The sequence below is a fragment of the Aeromicrobium sp. UBA7512 genome, assembly GCF_002476985.1.
GTDB lineage: Bacteria > Actinomycetota > Actinomycetes > Propionibacteriales > Nocardioidaceae > Aeromicrobium > Aeromicrobium phoceense.
The window spans coordinates 540,288-557,310 of record NZ_DLNK01000007.1; the positions used below are offsets into that span (position 1 = coordinate 540,288).

Below are 17,023 nucleotides of genomic sequence, written 5' to 3' on the forward strand. Positions count from 1 at the left end.
CTAACACCGTATCCGGACACATCACACGCGCGCGGGCCCAAGGTGGGTGTGATCTGGGTTGCATGTGGGAAACTAACGCTGTGACCGACGAAGTTCTGCGCCAAGCTCCTCTGTTCAACGGCCTCGACGACGACGCCTCCGGCGCGCTCGAGTCCTCCATGTCGCCGGTGACCCTGCGCCGCGGCGAGGTCCTGTTCGGCGAGGGCGACGAGGGTGATCAGCTCTACGTCGTCATCGAGGGCAAGATCAAGCTCGGCCGTCGCTCGGTCGACGGTCGCGAGAACCTCATCGCGATCCTGGGCCCCGGACAGATGTTCGGCGAGCTCTCCTTCTTCGACCCGGGCCCGCGCTCGGCCACGGCCACGGCCGTCACCGACACCGAGCTGCGCAGCCTCGGCCACAGCGCGCTCAACCCCGTGCTCCAGTCGCACCCCGACGTGGCCTACGCCCTGCTGAACCAGCTCGCCGGGCGCCTGCGCCGCACCAACGAGGTCGTGGGCGACCTCGTGTTCTCCGACGTCCCCGGTCGCGTCTCGAAGGCGCTGCTCGACCTCGCCGCGCGTTTCGGTCGCGAGGCCGACGACGGCATCCACGTCAACCACGACCTCACGCAGGAGGAGCTGGCGCAGCTCGTCGGCGCCTCGCGCGAGACGGTCAACAAGGCGCTGGCCGACTTCGCGTCGCGCGGCTGGCTGCGCCTCGAGCCCCGCTCGGTCATCATCCTCGACCTCGAGCGGCTCAAGCGCCGCTCCCGCTGAGCGGTTGCCAGCAGCCGAGGTCCAGGCCCTCATCCGGAACGAGCGCGCTCGACTGGTCGAGGCACTGGAGCCGCTGAGTCCTGATCAGTGGCGCACGACGTCACGGTGCCCGCGATGGTCCGTGGAGGACGTCGTGGCCCACTTGAGCGCCGCCGCGAGTACGGGCACCCTGGCCTGGATCGCCAGCATCGCGCGCGCCCGGTTCGACCAGGACAAGCACAACGACCGCCTCGTCGCCCGGCACCGAGGCGCGACGCCGGCCGAGACGCTCGCGACGTTCCGCGCGCTCGTGCCGAGCCGCACCGCGGCAGCCGGTGCCCACGTCGCCATGCTCGGTGAGGTCGTCGTCCACAGCCAGGACATCGTCCGGCCGTTGGGGATCGAGCTCGTGCCTTCCCCGGCCGCGCTCCTCGAGGTTGCCGAGTTCTTCGCCGCGAAGGACTTCGCGGTCAACAGCCGCACCCTGGTCCGCGACCTGTCGCTGGAGGCGGACGATGCGCCGTTCGCCGTGGGATCGGGTCCGGCCGTGAGGGGCGGGCTGCTGGCACTCACCCTGGCGATGGCGGGGCGTGCGGAGGCCTGCGCCGAGCTCAGCGGCCCGGGCGTCCGGGAGCTGAGCCGGCGGATCGCCCAGTCCTGACCGCCGCGGCTCAGGCCTCGAGGTACTCCAGCTGGGCGCGCACCGAGAGCTCGGCGGCGCCCCACAGCACGGGATCGACGTCGGCGTAGACGGTCTCCACCACCTCACGTGCGGTGCGAGCGCCGCGCGAGACCGCGTCGCGCACCTGGTCGAGGCGCTCCTCGCGGTGCGTGAGGTAGAAGTCCAGGACGGGGCCCGGATCCGTGACGACCGGCCCGTGGCCGGGCAGGATCGTCGACACGTGTCCGTCGGTCACCAGCGAGCGGAACCGGCGCACCGACTCCAGGTAGGGACCGAGCGCCCCGTCGGGGTGGGCCACGACGGTGGTGCCGCGGCCCAGCACCATGTCACCGCTGAGCAGGGCACGATCCTGCGGCAGCACGAACGCCACCGAGTCCTTCGTGTGACCCGGTGCGGCCACCACGTCGATGAGGAGTCCGTCGAGCTCGATCCGCGCCCCGTCGGTCAGCGGGTCGGCGTCCCGGGTGTACTCCGGCGAGATCGCCCGGGTGGGTGCGCCCGTGGTCCGGACGATGGAGTCGAGGGCGTCGGTGTGGTCGCCGTGGTGGTGCGTGAAGAGGACGAGTGCCACCTCGCCCGCAGCGGCCACGACGGCATCGAGGTGCTCCGCGAGGTCGGGGCCGGGGTCGACGACGACCGAGCGCGAGGCGCCGGGCTCGCGCAGGATCCAGGTGTTCGTGCCGTCGAGGGTCATGATCCCGGGGTTGTCGGCCAGGATGAACGACGCGCGCTCGGTGACGTGCTGACGCTCGCTCACAGGTGCTCCTCCCGCTCGAGCTCGAGCCACCACTGGCCGTCCTGCTGGACGAGTTGCGGCTCGATGGGACGGATCTCGCGCGTGGCGGCCGCCTCGAGCACCTCGGCGGCGGGAAGGGGTGCCAGCTCACGGCACGTGACCGCGGTGGGCGGCAGCATCGCCGCACGGCCCTCGTCCACGAGCGCCAGCACCTGCGACAGGGGCGCCCAGAGCGACTTGTCGGCCTCGGTGCTGACGGTGCCGATTCGCTGGCCGCGTGGCAGGGCGGCGACGAAGAACCGCGTGTCGTAGCGGCGCGGCTCGAGCGCCGGGGTGATCCAGTGCGCCCACGCGCCGAGGAGGTCGGCGCGGAGCACCAGCTTCTCGTCGGCGAGGAAGCGCGCGAACGACAGCTCCTTGGCCTCGAGTGCCTCGCGGGCCCAGGCCAGGTCGGTGGTGTCGCCCACGATGGAGTCCTCGTCGGGGCCGGCCAGCAGCACGCCGGTCTCCTCGAACGTCTCGCGGACGGCCGCGACCACGAGGCGGCCGGCCAGCTCGGGGGAGCAGGTGAACCGCTCGGCCCACGCCTCGGGAGGCGGACCCACCCACGTCATCGGCTCGCCGTCGTCGTCCTGCACGCCGCCGCCGGGGAAGACGTACATGCCCGCGGCGAAGGCCATGCCGGAGTGGCGGCGCATGAGGAAGGCCTCGAGGCCCTCGGCGCCGTCACGCACGACGGCGATGGTCGCGGCGTCCCTGGGTGCGGCGGCCGTGGCGGGATCGAAGTCCCGGAGACGCTCCTGCATGGGTGCCGGAAGGGGAACCAGCACGTCAGGCCACCTCGACGACCGCGTCGATCTCGACGGGCGTGTCCATCGGGAGGACGGCGACGCCCACGGCGCTGCGCGTGTGCGAGCCGGCGGCGCCGAACGCGGCGGCCATCAGGTCGCTCGCGCCGTTGGCCACGGCCGGCTGACCCGTGAAGTCGGGCGCGCTGGCCACGAAGACGTTCAGCTTCACGACGCGCACGACGGAGTCGAGGTCGACCACCGAGGCGATCGCGGCGATGACGTTCAGGGCGCACAGTCGCGCGTACCCCTGGGCGTCCTCGGGCGAGACCTCTGCGCCGACCTTGCCGGTGCCCGGCAGGACGCCGTCGACGAACGGCAGCTGGCCCGACGTGTACACGTGGCTGCCGCTGCGCAGGGCCGGGACGTAGGACGCCACCGGTGCAGCGACCTCGGGCACGCTGATGCCCATCGAGGCGAGGCGTTCGACGACGGCACCCATGTCAGGCCACCGGGCGCTTGAAGTAGGCGACGAGGTTCTCCGGGTTCATGCCGGGCACGATCTGCACCAGCTCCCAGCCGTCACGGCCGAAGTTGTCGAGGATCTGCTTGGTCGCATGGACGAGCACCGGGGCCGTCAGGTATTCCCACTTGGTCATGGGGCCGACTGTATCCCGCACGGGCGGGCGCGGTTCTCGCCCGACACTTCCGTCGCACCCTCGGTAGTCTCGACGACGTGGCGAACTCGACCCCCCTGCACGTGGTGACGGGCAAGGGCGGCACCGGCAAGACCACGGTGGCCGCCGCCCTCGCCCTCGCCCTCGCCGAGCGCGGACTCACGGTGCTGCTGTGCGAGGTCGAGGGGCGCCAGGGCATCGCGCAGCTCTTCGACGTTCCGCCGCTGCCCTACGAGGAGCGCCGCATCGCCACGAGCGATGCCGGGGGCCACGTCCACGCGCTGGCGATCGATCCCGAGGCGGCGCTGCTGGAGTACCTGCAGATGTACTACCGCCTCGGCCGCGCGGGCCGGGCGCTCGACAAGTTCGGCGTCATCGACTTCGCCACGACGATCGCGCCGGGCGTGCGCGACGTCCTGCTGACGGGCAAGGTCTACGAGGCCGCCCGCCGCCGCAAGGGCGGCAAGTCCTCCGACTTCGTCTACGACGCCGTGGTGGTCGACGCGCCGCCCACGGGCCGCATCGCGCGCTTCCTGGGGGTCAACGACGACGTCGCCGGCCTGGCCAAGGTCGGCCCGATCAAGACCCAGTCCGAGTCGATCATGACGATGATGCGCAGCCCGCAGACGACCGTGCACCTCGTCACGGTGCTGGAGGAGATGCCCGTGCAGGAGACGCTCGACGGCATCGACGAGCTGACCCGCGAGGGCCTGCCCGTCGGTCATGTCGTGGTGAACCTCGTCCGTCCGTCGCTGCTGTCGGCCGACACCGTCGAGGCCCTCGAGGCGGGGCGGCTCGACGCGAAGGCGGTGGCTCCCGTGCTGGAGCGGGCCGGCCTGCCGCGCGAGGCCGCGGCCACGCTCGTGGCCGACGGGTTCGGCCACGTCGAGCGCCAGCACCTCCAGACCGAGCAGCAGCGGATCATCGACGCGTGCAGCCGGCCTCACGTGTCGCTGCCGCTGCTCACGGGCGGCATCGACCTCGGTGCGCTGCAGGACCTCGCGGAGCAGCTCGCACCCCTCGTGGAGGACGCCCGATGAGCACCCGGGTGACGACGACGCGCAAGGAGCGCCGGCCGCGCACCGAGCGCCGACTCTCCAGCACCGAGCAGCCGGCGCGCATCGACGTCGACGCCCTGATCGCCGACCCGAAGACCCGCATCGTCGTGTGCTGCGGCTCGGGCGGCGTCGGCAAGACCACCACGGCGGCCGCGCTCGCCCTGCGCGCCGCCGAGAGCGGCCGCACCGTCTGCGTGCTCACGATCGACCCCGCGCGACGCCTGGCCCAGTCGCTGGGACTGCTCGAGCTGGACAACACGCCTCGCCCGGTGCAGGGGATCGACACGTCGGCCGGCGGATCGCTGGACGCGATGATGCTCGACATGAAGACCACCTTCGACGAGGTGGTCGAGGCGCACGCCTCGCCGGAGAAGGCGGCGGAGATCCTCACCAATCCGTTCTACGTCGCGCTGTCGAGCTCGTTCGCGGGCACGCAGGAGTACATGGCGATGGAGAAGCTCGGCCAGCTGCACGCGGAGGACCGGTGGGACCTCATCGTCGTCGACACGCCTCCGTCGCGCTCGGCGCTGGACTTCCTCGACGCGCCCGAGCGGCTCTCGTCACTGCTCGACGGCCGGTTCATCCGCCTCATGCTGGCGCCCGCGCGTGGCCCGGCGCGCCTGCTGTCGGCGGGACTGGGGATCGTCACGGCCGCGCTCAACAAGGTGCTCGGCGCCCAGGTGCTCACCGACATGCAGACGTTCATCGCGGCGTTCGACACGCTCTTCGGCGGCTTCCGCCAGCGCGCGGAGGCGACGTTCTCGCTCCTGCAGGCCGAGGGGACGGCGTTCCTGGTGATCGCGGCGCCCGAGTCGGCGGCGATGCGCGAGGCGGCCTACTTCGTGGAGCGGCTGGCGGCCGACGACATGCCGCTGGCCGGCCTCGTGGTGAACCGCGTCCACGACGAGTCGGCGGCGGGGGTGTCGGCGGCCGACGCGGAGTCGGCGTCGCCCCGGCTGGCCCAGGGCAAGGCGGCCGAGCGGCGGACGGCCGAGCTGCTCGACGTCCATGCCGAGCGGATGCGCCTGGCGGAGCGGGAGAACCGGCTGCGCGAGCGGTTCAGTGCCGCCCACCGGAACGTGGAGGTCGTGCCCGTGCCCGCGCTGGACACGGACGTCCACGACCTCGCCGGACTCAGGGTGATCGGCGACCACCTCGGCGCCCCGCAGGGCGTCTGAGACAGGTCAGCTGGCGGTGACCAGCAGCTCGCGCCACTTGCGCACGTTGGGCTTGCGGCGCAGCAGCGCACGGCGCTCGCGCTCGGTCATGCCGCCCCACACGCCCCACTCGATGCGGTTGTCGAGGGCTTCGGCGAGGCACTCGGCCCGGACGTCGCACCCGTTGCAGACGAGCTTGGCGCGGTTCTGCTCAGCGCCCTTGACGAAGAGATCGTCGGACTTTCCCAAGCAGGCTGCGTCCTGAGACCAGTTGTTGTTCCACATGCGCAGAGACCTTTCCCGAGATCCCGCCGGTCCCCGTGACCGGAAGGAGGTTTGTTTCTGCTGTGACTTCAGCGTAGGGATCAGGAAGCGAACCGGACAGATTCGTCCGGGTAGTTGATACATAGTTCCAACTAGTCATGCGGGCCTCGTCCGCGCCGCGTCCGCGCTGGCGAATCCGGTTGCCGATCTCCCGTATCCTCGTGTCCATGGCTTGGCAGGACATGGGTGACTCGATCAAGAAGGTCGCCGAGAGCGAACCACGGCCGACGTCCAAGCTGGGGGCGATCGGCTCGATCGCGTGGCTCTCGGCGCTGGCCGGCGTGATCGTCGCGGCGATCTTCGTGCCGGGCACCGCCTTCCTGGCCGCCACCTCGAACAAGGCCAGCAAGGACATCGTCGACCTGCCGCTCGCGCTGCAGGACCTGCCGAACCCCCAGACCACCCGCCTGATCGCCTCCAACGGCAAGCGCGTCGCGTACTTCTACCAGGAGAACCGCCAGGACGTGCCGCTCGCGAAGATCGCCCCCGTCATGCAGACGGCGATCATCTCGATCGAGGACTACCGCTTCTACGAGCACGGCGCCCTCGACCTCAAGGGCACCCTGCGCGCCCTGATGAACAACGCCTCCGCGGGCAACACCCAGGGCGGCTCGTCGATCACCCAGCAGCTGGTGAAGCTGACCCTCGTGCAGCAGGCCACCACGAAGGAGCAGCGCGCCGCCGCCACCGAGGTCTCCACCGCGCGCAAGATCCGCGAGCTGAAGCTGGCGATCAACTACGAGAAGAAGTACTCCAAGGACGAGATCCTGGAGCACTACCTGAACATCGCCTACTTCGGCGACGGGGCGTACGGCATCCGCGCCGCGGCCTACCACTACTTCTCGGTCAGCCCCGACAAGCTCTCGACCGCCCAGGCCGCCACGCTGGCCGGACTGGTCCAGAACCCCGAGCAGTTCAACCCGCGCATCTACCCCGAGCGCGCGCTGCAGCGCCGCAACACGGTGCTCGGCGTCATGGCGCGGCTGGGCAAGGTCCCCGCCGCCGAGGCCGAGAAGCTCAGCGCCACCCCCATCGGCCTGAAGATCACCTCGTTCCCCAACGGCTGCGTCGACTCCGACGCCGCGTTCTCGTGCGACTACATCCGCCGCTACCTGCTGCAGGAGCCGGCGCTCGGCGAGACCGTGAAGCAGCGCCAGGCGATGCTCGAGCGCGGCGGCCTGACGATCAAGACCAACATCGACCTCTCGATGCAGAAGTCGGTCAACAAGGCCGTCACCAAGTACGTCGGCGCCAACGACAAGGCGATCGGCTCGCTGGCCCTCGTCGAGCCCGGCACCGGCAAGGTGCGCGCCATCGGCCAGTCGCGCTCGATGGGCAAGAAGAAGGGCGAGACGTACATCAACTTCACCGTGCCGCGTCGGTACGGCGACTCGAACGGCTTCCAGGCCGGCTCGACCTTCAAGATGTTCACGGCGGCCGCCGCGCTCGAGGACGGCATCCCGGCGAGCAAGTCCTACAACTCGCCGCAGACGATGAGGATCCCCACGGGCACCTACTTCGACTGCGACGGCAACGGCACCGGCCAGTGGGAGGTCAAGAACTCCACGGGTGCCGGCGGCTTCAACATGGTCACCGGCCTGCGCCGCTCGGTGAACACCTACTTCGCCCAGCTCGAGCGCGATGCCGGCCTGTGCGAGACGGTCAAGATGGCCAAGAAGATGGGCATCCCCACCGCCGAGCCCGATGTCGACAAGGGCAGCCCCGGCAGCTACATCCCGTCGTTCACGCTGGGCCCGATCGACGTCAGCCCGCTCGACATGGCGGCCGCCTACGCCACGCCCGCCGCCGGCGGCATGTACTGCGAGCCCGCCCCGGTCGCCGAGATCCTCGACCGCAGCGGCAAGACGATCAAGAAGTACAAGCCCGAGTGCAAGCGCGCGATGAGCAAGAAGACCGCCGCGACGGTCAACGCAATCCTCGTCGGCCTGCAGCAGCCGGGCGGCTTCGGCCACAGCAACGGCACCGGCCTGAGCATCCCGTCGGCGGCCAAGACCGGTACGACCAACGACAGCAAGGCCGTCTGGTACGTGGGCTACACCCCCGAGATCGCGGCGGCCTCGATGATCGCCGGCATCAACAAGAAGGGCCAGCCGGCCGGACTCGTCGGCACGACCCTGCGGGGCACGCCGGTGTCGTTCGCGCAGGCCGGCGGCTCCTCGCTGGCCGGTCCGCAGTGGAAGGCGGCGATGGGCGAGATCGAGAAGTCACTCACCCCCGCCAAGTTCGACTCCGTCTCCCTGCCCTCGGCGCCCAAGGCGGCTCCGCGGCGCGGCGGTGGCGGCGACGACGACCGGGGCCGCGGACGCGGTCGCGGCGGGGACGACGACTGAGCGGACTCAGGCGCCCAGCTGACGCCTGACCTCGGCCGCCACGGCCCCGCCGTCGGCCCGGCCCTTGGTCTGCGCCGTGACGGCGCCCATGACCTTGCCCATCGCCTTCATGCCCTCGCCGGCGGCGCCGGTCTGCTCGATGACCCCCGCGACGAGCGCGGAGATCTCCTCGTCGCTCAGCGGCTCGGGGAGGTACTCGGCCAGGATCGCCGCCTCGGCGCGCTCCTTGTCGGCCAGCTCGGGGCGGTTGCCCTCGTCGAACGCGGTGGCCGACTCGCGGCGCTTCTTGGCCTCCGACGAGAGCACGGTGAGCACGTCGTCGTCGGTCAGCTCGCGTGCCTCCTTGCCGGCCACCTCGGCGTTGGTGATCGCGGCGAGCACCATGCGGATCACGGAGGTGCGCAGCGCGTCACGCGCCTTGAGGGCGGTGTTGAGGTCGTCGCGGAGCTGGTCCTTGAGAGCTGACATGCGCCCATTCTCCCACCGCCCCGCGACAGGCCGTCAGTGCCGCGGCTCCCAGCGGAACAGCCGCTTCGTCAGGTCGTAGCCCACGTAGGTCCACAGGGCGAGTCCCGCGACGGCGACGCCGACGTTGCCGTACACGTCGATCTCGTAGGCGGCCCGCACCAAGGTCACGAGGGCGCCGCCCGGGGTGAGGTCGAGCCAGGGGTTCTCGGTGATGGGCGAGGCGATCAGGGTGCCGAGCGCGAGCGCCACGAAGGGCATGCTCGAGATCTGGGCGGCGCTGGGGTTGGGCGTCAGGGCGGCGGTCGCGGTGGCGGCGGTGACGCAGGCCGCGAGCAGCCCGACGAGGGCCAGGACGAGCCACCACCACGCGCCGGGAACACCGTTGCCGAGGGCGATCATGACGGCCATGACGACCGCGGTCTGGAGCAGGCACAGCGCGACGGGCGGGAGCAGGAGTCCGGTCAGGATGACCAGGTCCGGGGACTCGCCCGAGCGCAGCCGCTTGAGGAACAGGTCCTGCCGACGCGTCACGAGGGTCGTCGTCGCCGTGATGTAGACGGTGAACGTCACGAAGAACATGACGACCATCGAGACCATGCCGACGGACGCGACCGCGTCGCCGGAGGCCTCGACGGCCGCGTCGCGCTGCACGAACAGGAACACCGCGAACATGAGCGGCAGCAGCGTGGCGCTGAACAGCACGGCCTTGGAACGGGCGATGAGGCGGAACTCGGAGCCGGCGATGGCCCGGATGCGGGTGATCGACGTCGGCGACGCGTGGGTCGTGGTGCTCATGAGGCATCCTCCAGTCGGTTGTGGCTGACGCGGGAGAAGATCTCGGAGAGGCTGGCCTCCGAGGCGTTGAGTCGTTCGAGGCGGTGGCCGTGCTGGTCGGCCCAGCGCAGCAGCCGCCCGAGTGAGGTCTGCAGGTCATCGACGTCGAGCCGGACCCGCCCCGCCTCGATCTGCACGCCGACGGGGTCGACGACGGTGCGCAGCTCGCGGTCCAGGTCGGCGCCGGGACGGTCGGCGATGCTGAACTCGATCGCGGCCGGGGCGGTGCCGATCACGTCGGTCAGCGTGCCCTCGGTGGCGAGGCGGCCCTCGTGCATGATCGCGACCCGATCCGCGAGGGCCTCGGCCTCCTCGAGGTAGTGCGTGGTCAGGACGACGGTCGTGCCGCTCGCCTTGAGGTCGGCGACGAAGCGCCAGGCGGACTCGCGCGACTCGGGGTCGAGCCCCGCGGTCGGCTCGTCCAGGAACAGCACCTCGGGCCGGTTCAGCGTCGCCAGGACGAGGTCGAGCCGTCGCCGCTGACCACCCGAGAGCTGGACCACGCGGGTGCCCGCGCGGTCCCCCAGGGAGAGCCGCTCCAACGCCTCGTCGGTCGGGCCGGGGTTGGTCGTCAGGCTGGCCCACAGGTCGACCGTCTCGCGCACCGTGAGGTCACCCGCGAAGCCGGTCTCCTGCAGCATGATGCCGAGCCGGGGCCGCAGGGCGGCGCGATCGGCGACGGGGTCCAGCCCCAGGATGCGTACCTGCCCGCCGTCGGCCGCGCGATGGCCCTCGAGGGTCTCCATGGTCGTGGTCTTGCCCGCGCCGTTGGTGCCGAGCAGGGCGAAGAGCTCACCGCGGTGCACGGTGAGGTCGACGTCCCGTACGGCGGTGAAGTCGCCGTACGAGCACACGAGTCCCCGGGCCTCGATCACGGTGCTGTCGTTGGTCTCCATGGCTCCACCCTCGCCGACCCGCGGCCGCCCCCACCAGAGCGTGGCGTCACCACGACTGATGACATCTGTCATGCGCCTCCTCGGCTACGGTCGAGCCGTGAGCTCGAACCCCGACGGCTTCCTCGCGACGTGGCGCTACACGGCTGTGAGCCTGTGGATCTACGTCGCGATCGGGCTGGCCGGGCCGGTCGTCCGCGCGACGTCGGACCTCGTCGAGGGCACGGCGGTGCTCCGCAACGCGCTGCTCCTGGTGGTCATCGCGGCCGTCGTCCTGCTCTCGTGCCGCCCGCTGGTCGTCTCCGCCCGCGCCGGGCTCGGGCACGAGCAGCTCACGTGGTCGCAGCGGGCACGGTACCTCGCACCGGCGCTCCTGGTCCTGCCGCTGGCGTGGATCCCGCCGGCCTTCCCCGTGGGCATCGTGATGGTGCCGTGGCTCGTGGTGTCGCTGCTGGCGGTCGACCTCGCAGCTCGGCGCCGGAACATGCTGCTCATCGTCACGCTGCCCGCCCTGCTCGGGGTGTACGCCGTCGGGGGATGGGAGCAGCTGCGCGACCTCGACGTTGAGGGCGGCTGGGTCCTGTTCTACCTCGCGCTCTTCCTGCCGGCGGTCTGTATCTTCCAGGTCTGGCTGTGGCAGCTCATGCTCCACGTCCGCTCGAGCGGTGAGGCCCAGGCCGACCTGGCCGCCGTGCGCGAGCGCCTGCGGCTCGCCGCGGACCTCCACGACGTTCAGGGCCACCACCTCCAGGTCATCGCGCTGAAGGCCGAGCTGGCGGAGCGGCAGCTCGACCGCGACCCGGACGCCGCCCGCGCGTCGATGGCCGAGGTCCAGCAGATCGCCCGCGCGGCCATCACCGAGACGAAGGAGATCGTGCGCGGCTACCGGCGCACGAGCCTGCGCGAGGAGATCGCGAACGCCGCCGCCGTGCTCGAGGCCACGGGCGCCGAGGTCGTGGTCGAGTGCTCCGAGGAGCTCGACCGGCCGCTGTTCGCGCTGGCGCTGCGCGAGGCCACCACGAACATCCTGCGCCACAGCGACGCGACGTCGGTGCGGATCTCCGCGGTGCCGGACCGGCTCACGATCGTCAACGACGGGGCGACCGAGCCGGCGGCCTCGTCGCACGGCTCGGGCCTCGCGTCGCTCACCGAACGGGTGGCCGCCGCCGGTGGTCGCCTCTCCGTGCGACGCGAAGGCGACGTCTTCACCGTCGAGGTGCTCACGTGATCCGGGTCGTGGTCGTCGACGACGAGGAGATGATCCGCAGCGCGATCGTGGCGCTGCTGGCGCTGGAGGAGGACCTCGACGTCGTGGGCGAGGCGGCCAACGGGGCCGACGGTCTGGACCTGGTGCGGCTGCACGAGCCCGACGTGGTGCTGCTCGACCTCGAGATGCCCCCCACCGACGGCATCGAGGTGGCCACCCAGATCGACGGCCACTCGCGCTCGGTCCTGATGACCCGCCACGCGCGGCCGGGAGTGCTGCGTCGCGCCATGGCGGCGGGGGTCGCGGGCTTCGTGCCCAAGTCCAGCCCGGTCTCGGCGCTGGCCGAGGTGATCCGCCAGGTCGCCGCGGGGAAGCGCTACGTCGACTCCGAGGTCGCGGCCGCCGCGCTCGAGGCCGAGTCCTGCCCGCTGTCGGATCGCGAGCTGGACGCTCTGCGGCTGACCCGACGGCACCTCTCGGTCGCCGAGATCGCCGGGACGCTGCACCTCGCCGAGGGCACGGTGCGCAACTACCTGTCGAACGCGATGGCCAAGACGGACACGTCGTCGCGGCACGAGGCTGCCGAGCACGCCTACGAGCACGGCTGGATCTGACGCCGCTCCGGTCCCCGCCACTAGGCTGGCCGCATGGGACTGGGCCGGCTGCTGACCGCGACGACGGCGCTCGGGCTGGGCACCCTGGCCTACTCCTACGTCGAGGCCTCGCGCCGCTTCGTCGTCCGGGAGTTCACGGCACCGGTGCTGCCCGCGGGCCACGACCCGATCCGGGTGCTGCACCTGTCGGACATCCACCTCACCCCCGGCCAGCGGGCCAAGCAGGAGTGGCTGGAGTCCCTCGCGGCGCTCGAGCCCGACCTCGTGGTGGACACCGGCGACAACCTCGCCCACCGCGACGCCGTCGCGCCTCTCGTGACCTCGCTGGCCGGGCTGCTGCAGGTGCCGGGCGTGTTCGTCTTCGGCTCGAACGACTACTACTCGCCGAAGCTGAAGAATCCCGCGACCTACCTGAGCGGCGGCACCGGCGTGGACGTCGGCGGGGACTGGGAACGTCCGCGCGACCTGCCGTTCGAGGAGCTGCGCACGGTGCTGACGCACCAGGGCTGGCGCGATCTCAACAACGCTCGCGACGTGCTGACCGTCAACGGCACCCGGATCGCCTTCACCGGCGTCGACGACCCCCACCTGCGGTTCGACCGTCCCGACCACCAGCCGGCCGATGCCACCGCCGACCTGCGGATCGGCGTCGCGCACGCGCCCTACCTGCGCGTGCTGGACTCCTTCAACGCCGCGGGCAACGAGCTCATCCTGGCCGGGCACACCCACGGCGGCCAGCTGCAGGTGCCGGGATTCGGTGCACTCGTCACGAACTGCGACATCGACCGGGGGCGGGCGAACGGCCTGCACACGCACCGCACGCCCGGGCACGACGCGTCCTGGCTGCACGTGTCGGCCGGCTGCGGCACGTCGCCGTTCACGCCGTTCAGATTCTGTTGCCGCCCCGAGGCGACAGTCCTCACCTTGACCGGGTAGAATTCCTGAGGTTGCACACGGGGTGTGGCGCAGCTTGGTAGCGCGCGTCGTTCGGGACGACGAGGCCGCAGGTTCAAATCCTGTCACCCCGACCCACCGATGTCTCAGGACATCGAGCACAGCCGGACCTGCATACGCGGGTTCGGCTGTTGTCATTCCCGGGGTCCCTTGCGCGCCGAGGTCCGCCACCGCGACAATGAAGGTGATTTCAACTTCACCGCCCGACGGGCCGGTGACCTTCGACGAGTGACAGAAGAGGCGACCATGTCCACCACGCCCGAGATCATCTGGCACCCGGACCCCTCGGTCGAGACCGAGCTGCACCGCTTCACCGCCTGGCTGCGCGATGAGCGAGGCGTGGACGTCCCGACCTACGACGACCTGTGGAACTGGTCGGTCACGGACATCGAGGGCTTCTGGCACGCCATCTGGGACCGCTTCGAGGTGGGCCCCCCGGTCGATCGCGCCGACGTGCTTCCCGAGGAGGGAATGCCGAGCCCCGTCTGGTTCCGTGGGTCGGGCGTGAACACCGCCGAGTTCCTGTTGCGCCCGCGAGCCGAGGGGTCGTCGACCGCCATCGTCACGGTGGGCGAGGACGGCTCGGCGGAGACGGTGTCGTGGGACGAGCTGCGTCGTCAGACCGCCAATCTCGCTGCGACCATGCGCGAGCTCGGGGTGAACCGCGGCGACGTGGTGGTGGGCTACCTGCCGAACGTCGCCGAGGCGCTGATCTCCTTCCTCGCCACCGCTTCGCTCGGCGCCCTGTGGGCCGGCGTCGGACAGGACTATGCCGCGCAGGCTGCCACCGATCGCTTCGCCCAGCTCGAGCCGGTCCTGCTGATCGCGGCCGACGGCCACCTCTTCAACGGACGTGAGCGCGACCAGCGTGAGGCGGTTCGCGAGCTGCGGTCCAGCCTTCCGAGCCTGCGGGGCGTCATCGGCGTGACGCGACTGGGACCCGGCCTCGACGACGTCATCGACTGGTCCGACGCGGTGGCCACCGACGTTCCGTTCGAGCCGGTGGACACGGACTTCAACGACCCGCTCTGGGTCCTGTTCTCGTCCGGGACGACCGGCCTTCCCAAGGGAATCGTGCACTCCCACGGCGGAGTCGCGGTCGAGCAGGCGAAGTCCGGCAACCTGCACTGGGACATGGGCGTCGACGACGTCTACTTCTGGTACACCTCGCCGAGCTGGGTGATGTGGAACTCGCTCGCGGGTGCGCTCGGCACCGGCACCACGGTGGTGTGCTTCGACGGGGCTCCCAAGCCCACCGGTGACTCGTCGTTGTGGAAGATCGTCGCGGACCACCAGGTCACGATCTTCGGCACGAGCCCCGGCTTCCTGATGATGTCCCAGGACGCGGGGGTCCGGCCTGCGGCCGAGCACGACCTCTCGCACCTGCGGATGATGGGCAGCACCGGTTCGCCCCTGGCGCAGCGTTCCTTCGCCTACGTCCGTGACGAGGTCGGGCCCATCCCGCTGTTCTCCCAGTCCGGTGGCACCGACGTGTGCGCGTCCTTCGCGATGGGTGCTCCCACGGTGCCGATCTGGTCGGGTGAGCTCTCGGTGCGCGGGCTGGGCATCGCCACCGCCGCCTGGGACGACGACGGACGACCCGTGATCGACCACGTCGGCGAACTCGTCGTCACCCGGTCGATGCCCAGCATGCCCCTGCGCTTCTGGAACGACCCGGACGGCGCCAAGTACCGCGCGGCGTACTTCGAGACCTATCCCGGCGTGTGGCGCCACGGTGACTGGATCACGGTCACGGATCGGGGCACGGTCGTCGTCCACGGGCGCTCCGACTCCACCCTCAACCGCAACGGCGTGCGGATGGGCTCCGCCGACATCTACGCGGCCGTCGAGTCGATGGACGAGATCGTCGAGGCTCTGGTCATCGGTGCGGAGGAGGCCGACGGCGGGTACTGGATGCCGTTGTTCGTGGTGCTGCAGGACGGCACCGAGCTCGACGACGCCCTGGTCGAGACCATTCGCACCCGGATCAGGGAGAAGGCCTCCCCGCGTCACGTCCCCGACGAGGTCATCGCCGTCCGCGGCATCCCCCACACCAAGACCGGCAAGAAGCTGGAGGTGCCCATCAAGCGGCTCATCCAGGGAACGGCCATGGACCAGGTCGTCGCGCGCACCGCGGTCGACGACTTCAGCCTGATGGAGGAGTTCCAGGACCGTGCCGAGCGTCGCCTGAAGCAGGTGGCCGAGCGCGGCTGAGAGCTGGGCCCGGGAGGAACCGTAGCGATCCCGGAGGGGCCCGGGTCAGTCCGGCGAGACGATCAGGTACTTCTCGCCGGTCTGCTTCCGGACGTACTTCGCCAGCACCTCCGGCTGCAGGGCCTCGGCCAGCGTGATGCGGTGGGCGTAGTCGCTGGCGAAAAGCGTCGTCAGCTCGTCGACCACCCGCTGGCGCAGCCGTTGCTCGACCTCCGGACCCGCCGCGGCCAGGAATGGCATCAGCAGCCAGCCGCCGCAGCTCCACGACATGCCGAAGGTGCGAGTCAGGACCGTCGGGCTCAGGTCCAGGCCGCCGTAGATGTACACCTGCTTCTTCGCGTCCGAGCCGTAGCGGCTGTACGTTCCGTCACCGCGCCGGTTGATCCCGACCTCCATCGCGTGCAGGATCTGGCCGGCCAGCGTCCCGCCACCGATCGCGTCGAAGGCGATCGTCGCGCCGGTAGCGGTGATCGCGTCGGCCAGCGCCTCGTCGAAGTCGTCGGCCGTGCTGTCGAGCACGTGCGTGGCGCCCGCCTCACGCAGGAGCGCCACCTGTTCCTGGCTTCGCACGATGGCGACCAGGTCGATCCCGTCGGCCAGGCACACGCGCAGCAGCATCTGTCCGAGCGTCGACGCAGCCGCGGTGTGCACGATGGCGGTGTGGCCCTCGGACCGCATGGTCTCGATCATGCTGAGGGCTGTGAGCGGGTTGACGAACATCGCCGCGCCATCGGCCGCCGTGGCACCGTCCGGCAGGACGCTGCACCCGGAGGCCGGCACGACGCAGTACTCCGCGTACATCGCGAGTCCCATGACGCCGACCCTCTTGCCGACCAGGTGGGTGGCGTTGACACCCGCCGCCACGACCGTTCCGGCACCCTCGTTGCCGACCGCGAGGGACTGATCGAGCCGCGCCGCCACGGCGGCCATGCGCTTCGCCGGGACCTCTGCCGTGATGACGGGGCGGTCGGGAGTTCCCGAGCCGTGCATCGTCGACAGGTCGGCCGGGCCGATCAGCAGACCGAGGTCAGAGGGATTGATCGGTGCCGCCTCGACCTTGATGACGACCTCGTCGGGTCCGGGATCGGGCACCGTGACCTCCTCGAGCTCGAGCCGCAGCTCTCCGCCCGCGGTGATCGTGCTGCGGAGCTCGAGGCCTGTCAGCGCGGTCATGAGATCGAACCGTGGGCGGGGGCGGAAGGGGTCCGTGCTCGTGTCATCACTGCGCCTCGTTCGGTCGAGATCGGTGGGGGTGTCCTCCGTCGAGGCTAGTACCCGGGCCGAGAACTCGAATGTCGTCAGGGTCCTGGGTGGCCGTCCGGCGTGAGT

18 protein-coding genes and 1 tRNA gene are annotated in these 17,023 nt (G+C 70.9%); 10 read left to right on the forward strand and 9 right to left on the reverse strand.

Going from position 1 to position 17,023, the window contains the following annotated elements; genetic code table 11:
• The first annotated feature begins 62 nt into the window (after positions 1-62).
• Together B2363_RS13485 and B2363_RS13490 are read left to right on the forward strand one after the other, a co-directional pair.
• Positions 63-758 (forward strand): Crp/Fnr family transcriptional regulator, encoded by a 696-nt coding sequence (locus tag B2363_RS13485; RefSeq protein WP_313601230.1) that lies wholly within the window; start codon positions 63-65, stop codon positions 756-758.
• A gap of 4 nt (positions 759-762) precedes the next feature.
• On the forward strand, positions 763-1,398 hold the full coding sequence (locus tag B2363_RS13490) for a maleylpyruvate isomerase family mycothiol-dependent enzyme (RefSeq protein ID WP_286930813.1): 636 nt from the start codon (positions 763-765) through the stop codon (positions 1,396-1,398).
• A 10-nt stretch (positions 1,399-1,408) separates the two neighbouring features.
• On the opposite strand, the gene B2363_RS13495 is transcribed toward B2363_RS13490, so the two are convergent.
• The 4 genes from B2363_RS13495 to B2363_RS13510 are packed head-to-tail and all read right to left on the reverse strand — an operon-like array spanning position 1,409 to position 3,602.
• A complete protein-coding gene (locus B2363_RS13495) occupies positions 1,409-2,176 on the reverse strand; it encodes an MBL fold metallo-hydrolase (RefSeq protein WP_286930814.1) in 768 nt (255 codons plus the stop codon).
• Positions 2,173-2,985, reverse strand: coding sequence for an NUDIX hydrolase (locus B2363_RS13500; protein WP_286930815.1), 813 nt, complete (start codon positions 2,983-2,985; stop codon positions 2,173-2,175). The genes B2363_RS13495 and B2363_RS13500 overlap by 4 nt, the downstream gene beginning before the upstream one ends.
• 1 nt (position 2,986) lies before the next feature.
• Positions 2,987-3,445 carry a RidA family protein gene (locus B2363_RS13505; RefSeq protein WP_286930816.1) on the reverse strand — a complete coding sequence of 153 codons (459 nt, stop codon included), beginning with the start codon at positions 3,443-3,445 and terminating at the stop codon, positions 2,987-2,989.
• Position 3,446: 1 nt separating this feature from the next.
• Entirely contained in the window at positions 3,447-3,602 is a 156-nt protein-coding gene (locus B2363_RS13510) for a DUF4177 domain-containing protein (RefSeq protein WP_153302903.1), read from the reverse strand.
• Positions 3,603-3,679: 77 nt separating this feature from the next.
• Here B2363_RS13510 and B2363_RS13515 point away from each other — a divergent pair, with 77 nt between their 5' ends.
• Both B2363_RS13515 and B2363_RS13520 read left to right on the forward strand, forming a co-directional pair.
• Positions 3,680-4,660 carry an ArsA-related P-loop ATPase gene (locus B2363_RS13515; RefSeq protein ID WP_286930817.1) on the forward strand — a complete coding sequence of 327 codons (981 nt, stop codon included), beginning with the start codon at positions 3,680-3,682 and terminating at the stop codon, positions 4,658-4,660.
• Positions 4,657-5,856, forward strand: coding sequence for an ArsA family ATPase (locus tag B2363_RS13520; protein WP_286930818.1), 1,200 nt, complete (start codon positions 4,657-4,659; stop codon positions 5,854-5,856). The genes B2363_RS13515 and B2363_RS13520 overlap by 4 nt, the downstream gene beginning before the upstream one ends.
• A 6-nt stretch (positions 5,857-5,862) precedes the next feature.
• Here B2363_RS13520 and B2363_RS13525 read toward each other — a convergent pair whose 3' ends face one another.
• Positions 5,863-6,120 carry a WhiB family transcriptional regulator gene (locus B2363_RS13525; RefSeq protein ID WP_181753412.1) on the reverse strand — a complete coding sequence of 86 codons (258 nt, stop codon included), beginning with the start codon at positions 6,118-6,120 and terminating at the stop codon, positions 5,863-5,865.
• A gap of 206 nt (positions 6,121-6,326) precedes the next feature.
• Here B2363_RS13525 and B2363_RS13530 point away from each other — a divergent pair, with 206 nt between their 5' ends.
• On the forward strand, positions 6,327-8,510 hold the full coding sequence (locus B2363_RS13530; RefSeq protein ID WP_286930820.1) for a transglycosylase domain-containing protein: 2,184 nt from the start codon (positions 6,327-6,329) through the stop codon (positions 8,508-8,510).
• Positions 8,511-8,516: 6 nt separating this feature from the next.
• On the opposite strand, the gene B2363_RS13535 is transcribed toward B2363_RS13530, so the two are convergent.
• The 3 genes from B2363_RS13535 to B2363_RS13545 are packed head-to-tail and all read right to left on the reverse strand — an operon-like array spanning position 8,517 to position 10,708.
• Positions 8,517-8,978 carry a GatB/YqeY domain-containing protein gene (locus B2363_RS13535; RefSeq protein ID WP_286930822.1) on the reverse strand — a complete coding sequence of 154 codons (462 nt, stop codon included), beginning with the start codon at positions 8,976-8,978 and terminating at the stop codon, positions 8,517-8,519.
• A 33-nt stretch (positions 8,979-9,011) separates the two neighbouring features.
• Positions 9,012-9,773: an ABC transporter permease gene (locus B2363_RS13540; RefSeq protein ID WP_286930823.1), complete on the reverse strand. Its 762-nt coding sequence runs from the start codon at positions 9,771-9,773 to the stop codon at positions 9,012-9,014.
• The gene (locus B2363_RS13545; RefSeq protein ID WP_286930824.1) at positions 9,770-10,708 is read right to left on the reverse strand and encodes an ABC transporter ATP-binding protein; all 939 of its coding nucleotides are present in this window, start codon (positions 10,706-10,708) and stop codon (positions 9,770-9,772) included. The genes B2363_RS13540 and B2363_RS13545 overlap by 4 nt, the downstream gene beginning before the upstream one ends.
• 97 nt (positions 10,709-10,805) lie before the next feature.
• Here B2363_RS13545 and B2363_RS13550 point away from each other — a divergent pair, with 97 nt between their 5' ends.
• The 5 genes from B2363_RS13550 (at position 10,806) to B2363_RS13570 (ending at position 15,694) form a co-directional block, all read left to right on the forward strand.
• Complete coding sequence (locus B2363_RS13550) at positions 10,806-11,933, forward strand: sensor histidine kinase (RefSeq protein ID WP_286930826.1); 1,128 nt, start codon at positions 10,806-10,808, stop codon at positions 11,931-11,933.
• On the forward strand, positions 11,930-12,526 hold the full coding sequence (locus tag B2363_RS13555; RefSeq protein WP_286930828.1) for a response regulator transcription factor: 597 nt from the start codon (positions 11,930-11,932) through the stop codon (positions 12,524-12,526). Before B2363_RS13550 ends, B2363_RS13555 begins: the two co-directional genes overlap by 4 nt.
• Before the next feature lie 33 nt (positions 12,527-12,559).
• Complete coding sequence (locus tag B2363_RS13560; RefSeq protein WP_286930830.1) at positions 12,560-13,462, forward strand: metallophosphoesterase; 903 nt, start codon at positions 12,560-12,562, stop codon at positions 13,460-13,462.
• Between the two features lie 18 nt (positions 13,463-13,480).
• Positions 13,481-13,554 (forward strand) — tRNA-Pro (locus tag B2363_RS13565).
• 172 nt (positions 13,555-13,726) lie between these two features.
• Positions 13,727-15,694, forward strand: a complete 1,968-nt coding sequence (locus B2363_RS13570) for an acetoacetate--CoA ligase (protein ID WP_286930832.1) — start codon at positions 13,727-13,729, stop codon at positions 15,692-15,694.
• A gap of 45 nt (positions 15,695-15,739) precedes the next feature.
• Here B2363_RS13570 and B2363_RS13575 read toward each other — a convergent pair whose 3' ends face one another.
• Entirely contained in the window at positions 15,740-16,867 is a 1,128-nt protein-coding gene (locus tag B2363_RS13575; RefSeq protein ID WP_286930833.1) for a zinc-binding dehydrogenase, read from the reverse strand.
• Positions 16,868-17,023: the final 156 nt, after the last annotated feature.